At 58.8% G+C, this 7355-nt stretch carries 7 protein-coding genes and 4 tRNA genes; 5 read left to right on the top strand and 6 right to left on the bottom strand.

Translation table 11 applies throughout. The features are described from left to right. The 5 genes from DBR24_RS25830 to DBR24_RS25850 form a co-directional block, all read left to right on the top strand. Positions 1–424: DUF1780 domain-containing protein (locus tag DBR24_RS25830; RefSeq protein WP_256591834.1), on the top strand; the 424-nt coding region annotated here is incomplete at its 5' end. Then, a complete protein-coding gene (locus DBR24_RS25835) occupies positions 421–948 on the top strand; it encodes an MOSC domain-containing protein (protein WP_128616129.1) in 528 nt (175 codons plus the stop codon). The genes DBR24_RS25830 and DBR24_RS25835, both read left to right, overlap by 4 nt. Before the next feature lie 51 nt (positions 949–999). Then, positions 1000–1173, top strand: coding sequence for a DUF3094 domain-containing protein (locus DBR24_RS25840; protein ID WP_007909875.1), 174 nt, complete (start codon positions 1000–1002; stop codon positions 1171–1173). A 63-nt stretch (positions 1174–1236) separates the two neighbouring features. Continuing rightward, on the top strand, positions 1237–2535 hold the full coding sequence (locus tag DBR24_RS25845; protein WP_128616130.1) for an NAD(P)/FAD-dependent oxidoreductase: 1299 nt from the start codon (positions 1237–1239) through the stop codon (positions 2533–2535). Between the two features lie 235 nt (positions 2536–2770). Then, a complete protein-coding gene (locus tag DBR24_RS25850; protein WP_128616131.1) occupies positions 2771–3178 on the top strand; it encodes an EF-hand domain-containing protein in 408 nt (135 codons plus the stop codon). A 59-nt stretch (positions 3179–3237) separates the two neighbouring features. Here the strand turns inward: DBR24_RS25850 and DBR24_RS25855 are convergent, their stop codons facing one another. From DBR24_RS25855 to DBR24_RS33805, 6 genes are all read right to left on the bottom strand, one after another. Next, positions 3238–4863: a methyl-accepting chemotaxis protein gene (locus DBR24_RS25855; RefSeq protein WP_128616132.1), complete on the bottom strand. Its 1626-nt coding sequence runs from the start codon at positions 4861–4863 to the stop codon at positions 3238–3240. A 164-nt stretch (positions 4864–5027) separates the two neighbouring features. Beyond that, positions 5028–5104: transfer RNA gene (locus DBR24_RS25860), tRNA-Pro, on the bottom strand. Positions 5105–5201: 97 nt separating this feature from the next. Next, positions 5202–5277, bottom strand: a tRNA-Lys gene (locus DBR24_RS25865). A gap of 5 nt (positions 5278–5282) precedes the next feature. Further along, a tRNA-Pro gene (locus tag DBR24_RS25870) sits at positions 5283–5359 on the bottom strand. Between the two features lie 9 nt (positions 5360–5368). Continuing rightward, positions 5369–5444, bottom strand: a tRNA-Asn gene (locus DBR24_RS25875). A gap of 298 nt (positions 5445–5742) precedes the next feature. Further along, the coding region (locus DBR24_RS33805; RefSeq protein ID WP_256591835.1) for an AAA family ATPase at positions 5743–7355 on the bottom strand (1613 nt) is incomplete at its 5' end.

The following is a 7355-nucleotide window of genomic DNA, read 5'->3' on the forward strand; positions in this document are numbered from 1 at the left end:
GTTCTTCGTGCTCGACGAGGGGCGCCGGCTCAACGACGAATGGCGCGATGAATTGCAGCGACGACGCAGCGCTTTTTCCCTGAGCCAGCTGGTGCGCCGCGAAGCCAAGCCGAAACGCATCCCGGCCAACGAGTTCCTGCTGCGACTGGCACCGACCTTGCGCAAGAAAGCACACAACTACAAGGAACGCGGCATGGATCTGGGCGAACTGGACATCATCGCCTTCGCCAGCCTCAAACGTGAAGTACTGGATCTGAACAGCCATTTTCCACCGCCTACCGAATATCTGCGTCAGGGCTGGCGCTCGCTGTCCCTGGTCGGCCCGACCTTCGCCCGTGTGTTGTTCGCCCACCCGGATGCGCCGGACTTTCTGCGCAGCAACCTCGGTCGCAGCATTGTCTTTGATGTGGGAATCAGCCTGTGACGCCACTTCAGCAACTGATCGCCGATGTACCGCAGACCGGGTGCGTCCGCTGGATTGGTGTGCGCCCCGAGTCGCGCGGGCCGATGATCGAACTCGATGCCGTGGAGGCGCGGCTGGAAGCGGGATTGACTGGCGATCACGCGCGCCCCGGTGTGCGCAACGCGCGACAGGTGACGCTTATTCAGTGGGAACATCTGGCGGTGATCAGCGCGTTGATGGGTCGCCCTGACGATCATCCGGTAAAGCCTGAAGATCTGCGGCGCAATCTCGTCATCAGCGGAATCAATTTGTTTAGCCTGAAAGGGCGGCGCTTTCGCATTGGTCAGGCCATATTCGAAACCACGGGCTGGTGCCAGCCGTGCGCACGTCTGCAGAACAACCTCGGTCCGGGCACCTTTCAAGCGGTGCGCGGGCATGGCGGAATTACCGCGCGGGTGCTACAAAGCGGGATCATTCGCCTCGAAGACCGAGTGAGCGTCGAGCCGGTTCCGGACAGCGGCTATGCTGCGTTCAACCCTGGATAAAAACCGCTGTAGCTTCTGCCCATTCAGCAACGTCTACCTGACGAGGCAAATATGACCAGCCGCCTGAACCCCGAAGACCAGAAACATGTCGAAGAGTACCTGCAACTGTCCCAACACCGAGTCGAGCGCCGGCCTTTCCGGCCGTGGATGCTCCTGGTGCTGGTGCTGGCAGTGACCATTGGTTTGGGCCTGTTGAGCCGATTTATCAGTTACCTGACGCTATGAGCTGCCTCGCGCTCGCTTGGGTAACCGCACCGATTTCCTTTAAAAACCTTGCGAGTTATCCCCATGCCCCATCGTATTGTTATTGTCGGCGGCGGCGCCGGCGGTCTGGAGTTGGCTACCCGTCTGGGTAAGACTCTGGGCAAACGCGGCACGGCCAGTGTGATGCTGGTCGACGCGAACCTGACACACATCTGGAAACCGCTGCTGCACGAAGTGGCCGCCGGATCGCTGAACTCCTCCGAAGACGAACTCAACTATGTCGCTCAGGCAAAATGGAACCACTTCGAGTTCCAGCTGGGGCGCATGAGCGGGCTCGATCGCGCGCAGAAGAAAATCCAGCTGGCAGCGACCTACGACGAAAATGGCGTAGAGCTGGTCCCGGCCCGTGAAGTGGCATACGACTCGCTGGTGATCAGCGTCGGCAGCACCACCAACGACTTCGGCACCCAGGGCGCGGCGCAGCATTGCCTGTTCCTCGACACCCGCAAACAGGCCGAGCGCTTCCACCAGCAACTGCTCAACCACTACCTGCGCGCCCATGCCGGGCAAACCGATGTGATCGAGCAGATCAGCGTGGCAATTGTCGGCGCGGGTGCCACCGGCGTCGAACTGGCGGCCGAACTGCACAACGCCGCCCATGAACTGGCGGCGTATGGCCTGGACCGGATCAAACCGGAAAACATGCACATCACCCTGATCGAAGCCGGGCCACGGGTGTTGCCTGCCCTGCCGGAGCGTATCAGCGGGCCGGTGCACAAGACGCTGGAGAAACTCGGGGTCAACGTGATGACCAACGCTTCGGTCAGTGAAGTGACCGCCGACAGCCTGATCACCGCCGATGGCAATGAGATCAAGGCCAGTCTGAAAGTCTGGGCAGCAGGCATTCGTGCACCGGGCTTCCTCAAGGACATCGACGGCCTGGAAACCAATCGCATCAACCAGCTGCAAGTGCTGCCAACACTGCAGACCACCCGCGACGAAAATATCTTCGCCTTCGGTGACTGCGCGGCCTGCCCACAACCGGGTTCGGACCGCAACGTACCGCCACGGGCGCAAGCCGCGCACCAACAGGCATCGCTGCTGGCCAAGTCGCTGAAACTGCGCATCGAAGGCAAAACCTTGCCGGAGTACAAGTACACCGACTACGGCTCGCTGATTTCGCTCTCGCGCTTCTCGGCCGTGGGTAACTTGATGGGCAACCTGACCGGTAGCGTGATGCTCGAAGGCTGGCTCGCGCGGATGTTTTACGTGTCGCTGTATCGCATGCACCAGATGGCGCTGTACGGGCCGTTCCGCACGGCAATGCTGATGCTGGGCAGCAAGATTGGCCGTGGCACCGAGCCACGTCTGAAACTGCACTAAAAAACCTGTGGGAGCGAGCCGGCTCCGGGCGGCTCGCTCCCACAATGTTTTGTGTTGATCGAAAGATCTGTTTCGTACTGTATCCCCCCTCGTTTTCCCCACCTTCGCTTACAAACTCTTCCGCTGCGCGACACAGACGCGATACACCGCCACCGCTTAATGGCCACACCCGAGCGCACCCGCTCAGGCTTTTGTCCTTAACGTGTGGTTGCGTTGTGCAACCAGGAGAGTGTAAATGTCTCGTACTTCGACCCTCGGTAAACAATCCATTGGCCTGATCGGCGCAGCCCTGGCTGGCGGCTTGATGCTGTCCGGCTCGGTATTTGCCGCCCAGCCATTGGCACAGGGCTACATGGTTGCCTCGGCGGAAACCTCGGTGAAAGCGCCAGAAGGCAAATGCGGTGAAGGCAAGTGTGGCGATGCGTCCATGGCCAAGACCGACAGCGATGGCGACGGCAAGGTCTCGCGCGCCGAATTTCTGAAAGTCGCACCGAAGTCCGACTTCGACAAGATCGACGCCAACCACGACGGCTTTATCGACGAGCAAGAGGCCTACAACAACGTGAAGGCCAACTTTGAAGCCAATGGCAAGAAAATGCCGAAAGGTCTGTTCGAACACCTGAAAGACCAAGACGGCGCCTGATCGGCAGAAAAAAGCCGCGCTTCTCCTGCGAGAAACGCGGCTTTTTTATGTGTGGTTGTTTACAGCTGGAAACGCCGCACCATGCCCTGCAAGGCGTTGGCCAGTTGCGACAATTCATGGCTGGAAGCACTGGTCTGGTCGGCGCCTGCGGCAGAACGTACCGACAAATCCCGAATATTCACCAGGTTGCGGTCCACTTCCCGCGCGACTTGCGCTTGTTCTTCGGCAGCGCTGGCAATGACCAGATTGCGCTCATGGATCTCGTGCACCGACGCGGTAATGGTTTGCAGCGCCTCACCGGCACGCTCAGCCAGCGCCAGCGTGGTCGTCGCCCGCGCGGTACTGGCCTGCATCGAATCCAGCGCCAGGCTCGAACCGCTGCGCATGCCCTGAACCATTTGCTCGATCTCCTGCGTCGATTGCTGCGTGCGATAGGCCAGCGCCCGCACTTCATCAGCGACCACAGCAAAGCCGCGCCCACTCTCACCGGCCCGTGCCGCTTCAATCGCCGCGTTGAGCGCCAGCAGGTTGGTCTGCTCGGCAATCGCCCGAATCACGTCCAGCACTTTGCCGATATCCTGCGATTGATTGGCCAGTGATTGCACCAGTTCGCCAGTCTGTTGCACATCGCTGGCCAGGGCGTTGATGGCCGTGGCGGTCTCACTGACGCGCACTTGCCCCAGATGCGCCGACTCGCTGGATTGACGGGTCGCGTCAGACGTCGACACCGCATTGCGTGCGACCTCTTCCACTGCGGCCGTCATCTGATTAACAGCCGTCGCGGCCTGTTCGATCTCGTTGTTCTGTTGTTGCAGCCCCTGCGTACTGTCGAGTGTCACTGCATTGAGTTCATCGGCAGCGGTCGCCAGTTGCGTGGCCGAGCCGCTGATGCCTTGCAGCGTCTCGCGCAGGTTTTGCTGCATAGTCGCCAGTGCCTTGAGCAAACGGCTGACTTCATCGTTGCCCTGGGTTTCGATCGGTCGGGTCAGATCCCCCTGCGCGACACTTTCTGCTGCGCTCACGGCACTGCTCAGCGGGCGGACGATACTGCGAGTGAGCATCATCGCCAGTGCCACCGTGGCCAGCGCGGCCAACGCGATAAACAAACTGACGATCGTGCGCGAGTTTTCGTAGTGCGCAGCGGACTTCTGGCTTTCGGCGGCGACCTGTTTGGCGAACAGGTCCGCCAGGTCGTTGAGTTGTTTGCCGGAGCCATCGACGACGGTTTTCATGTCGACCAGCAACAATCTGGTCAACTCATCACGCTTGCCTTGCTCGGCGAGGGCAAAGGATTGAGCGATACCGCTGCGATACGCGGCGAAGGTCTTTTTGAATTGGTCATACAGCTGCTGGCCTTCCGGGGTGTCGACCAGTTTGTCGTAGGCGGCGATTTTCTCGCTCAGCTCCTTGTCGCGGGTGTCCATCTGGCTGCGGTAGGTGGCGATATTGTTCGCGTCCTGATCCAACGCCATGCGCAACGAGATGGTGCGGATGCGCAGCATGATCTCGCGAATCTCGTCGCCGCCACGAATACTCGGCAGCCACTGATTTTCTACCGCGACCTCACTGTCGCGAATGCTCGACATCTGCCCCAGCGCAAATACGCCGAGCAATGCCACCAACACCGCGATCAGGGCGAATCCCAAGGCAGCCCGGGGAGCAATATTCAACTGACGAAGCAACATGACGAACGCCCTTATTCTTGTATTGGCCAGATTCAAGGGACGAAAGCCATGGCAGTCCCCTCGTGTTAGCGGGCTATCGGCCAGTTGTACGATGACTTGAAGGGAATTGTCTTTTCGAGGGACAAAAAAAATCCCCGTATCTTTCGATACGAGGATTTTTAATATGGTCGGGGTAAGGGGATTCGAACTCCTGACATCCTGCTCCCAAAGCAGGCGCGCTACCGGACTGCGCTATACCCCGGTAAAAAAAAGGCGACCTTTCAAAGATCGCCTTCTTCGATCAGCGCTTTTGGCCTCTGATCTTAAGATTCGATCCCAGTGTTACCTGGTTTCAAAAATGGTGGGTCGTGTGGGATTCGAACCTACGACCAATTGGTTAAAAGCCAACTGCTCTACCAACTGAGCTAACGACCCAAAAATGGTCGGGGTAAGGGGATTCGAACTCCTGACATCCTGCTCCCAAAGCAGGCGCGCTACCGGACTGCGCTATACCCCGGTTTGAAATTGGCTCCGTGACCAGGACTCGAACCTGGGACCCAATGATTAACAGTCATTTGCTCTACCGACTGAGCTATCACGGAACTACATATTTCAATTTACAACTGTGAAACCTGAAGCTTCTCGACACCGTTTTCGCATCGCTGCGTTCGTGTGTCTGAGGCGCGCTATTCTACAACCTAGAACACCTCTGTCAACCCCCTAAATTGCTTTCAAGTTAATGATTTGCAACTTATTTCAGTTTTCAACCCAGAGGATTGAAACGCTGCCGGTGACTGACTGCGGGGCGCACTTTACAAGCCTTTTCCTTTGAGTTCAACAGCCTAACGAAAAAAAAGGCCCCACAATGTGGGGCCCTCCTTTTTTCCTTGGCGCTTTGGCTCAGTTGAAAACGATTTCGTCGTTCTCGACGGTGCCGGTCGCGGTTTCGCCAGGCATGAAGTGACCCGAGAGGATCAGTTGCGCCAGCGGGTTTTCGATCCAGCGCTGGATCGCCCGTTTCAAAGGACGTGCGCCGTAAACCGGGTCGTAACCGACGGCAATCAGCTTGTCCATCGCTTCCGGACTCAGTTCCAGCTTCAGCTCGCGCTCGGCCAGACGACTGCGCAGACGGCCCAGCTGGATCTCGGTAATGCCTGCGATCTGATCCCGCGCCAGAGGCTCGAAGATCACCACTTCGTCGACCCGGTTGATGAACTCGGGACGGAAGTGCGACGTCAGCGCATCCATCACCGCAGCACGCTGCGCCTCGCGATCACCGACCAGCTCCTGAATCTGCACAGAGCCGAGGTTCGACGTCATGACGATCACGGTATTACGGAAGTCCACCGTGCGGCCATGGCTGTCGGTCAGGCGACCATCCTCGAGCACTTGCAGCAAGATGTTGAACACATCCGGGTGCGCCTTCTCGACCTCGTCCAGCAGGATCACCGAGTAAGGCTTGCGCCGTACCGCTTCGGTCAGGTAACCGCCCTCCTCGTAGCCGACGTAGCCCGGTGGTGCACCGATCAGGCGAGCCACGGAATGTTTCTCCATGAACTCGGACATGTCGATCCGCACCATCGCCTCTTCAGTATCAAAGAGGAACTCGGCCAGTGCCTTGCACAGCTCGGTTTTACCGACACCGGTCGGGCCGAGGAACATGAACGAGCCGCTCGGACGATTCGGGTCGGACAACCCGGCACGGGAACGCCGCACTGCGTTGGCCACCGCCACCACGGCTTCGTCCTGACCGATCACACGTTGGTGCAACAGGCTTTCCATCTTCATCAGCTTGTCGCGCTCGCCTTCGAGCATTTTCGATACCGGAATACCGGTCCACTTCGAAACGACTTCGGCGATTTCCTCTTCGGTCACCTTGCTGCGCAGCAACTGGTTTTCGCTCTTGCCGTGCTGGTCGACCATTTGCAGACTGCGCTCCAGGTCCGGGATCACCCCGTATTGCAGCTCGGCCATGCGATTGAGATCGCCTTTGCGGCGCGCGGCTTCCAGTTCCTGACGGGACTGTTCGATCTTCTGCTGAATCTGCGCAGAACCCTGCACCTCGGCTTTTTCCGAGTTCCAGATTTCTTCCAGGTCCGAGTACTCACGCTCGAGGCGGACAATTTCTTCCTGAAGTTTTTCCAGGCGCTTCATGGCCGCTTCATCGCTTTCTTTCTTCAGTGCCTGGGATTCGACCTTCAACTGAATCAGGCGCCGCTCAAGACGATCGAGCACTTCCGGCTTGGAGTCGATTTCCATGCGGATACGGCTGGCCGCTTCGTCGATCAGGTCGATGGCCTTGTCCGGCAGCTGCCGGTCAGTGATGTAGCGATGGCTGAGCTTGGCCGCCGCGATGATCGCGCCGTCGGTGATCGCGACCTTGTGGTGAACCTCATAACGCTCCTTGAGGCCACGCAGGATCGCGATGGTGTCTTCTTCACTCGGCTCGTCCACCAACACTTTCTGGAAGCGCCGCTCGAGGGCCGCATCCTTCTCTATATATTGGCGGTACT

The sequence above is a fragment of the Pseudomonas sp. HMWF006 genome, from assembly GCF_003061205.1.
In the GTDB taxonomy this organism is placed as follows: domain Bacteria; phylum Pseudomonadota; class Gammaproteobacteria; order Pseudomonadales; family Pseudomonadaceae; genus Aquipseudomonas; species Aquipseudomonas monsensis.

Excerpts from the sequence above, each read along its gene's own strand:
- DBR24_RS25850 (WP_128616131.1), top strand. The coding sequence starts at position 2,771 with ATGTCTCGTACTTCGACCCTCGGTAAACAATCCATTGGCCTGATCGGC.
- DBR24_RS25840 (WP_007909875.1), top strand. The coding sequence starts at position 1,000 with ATGACCAGCCGCCTGAACCCCGAAGACCAGAAACATGTCGAAGAGTAC.
- DBR24_RS25845 (WP_128616130.1), top strand. The coding sequence starts at position 1,237 with ATGCCCCATCGTATTGTTATTGTCGGCGGCGGCGCCGGCGGTCTGGAG.
- DBR24_RS25855 (WP_128616132.1), bottom strand. The coding sequence starts at position 4,863 with ATGTTGCTTCGTCAGTTGAATATTGCTCCCCGGGCTGCCTTGGGATTC.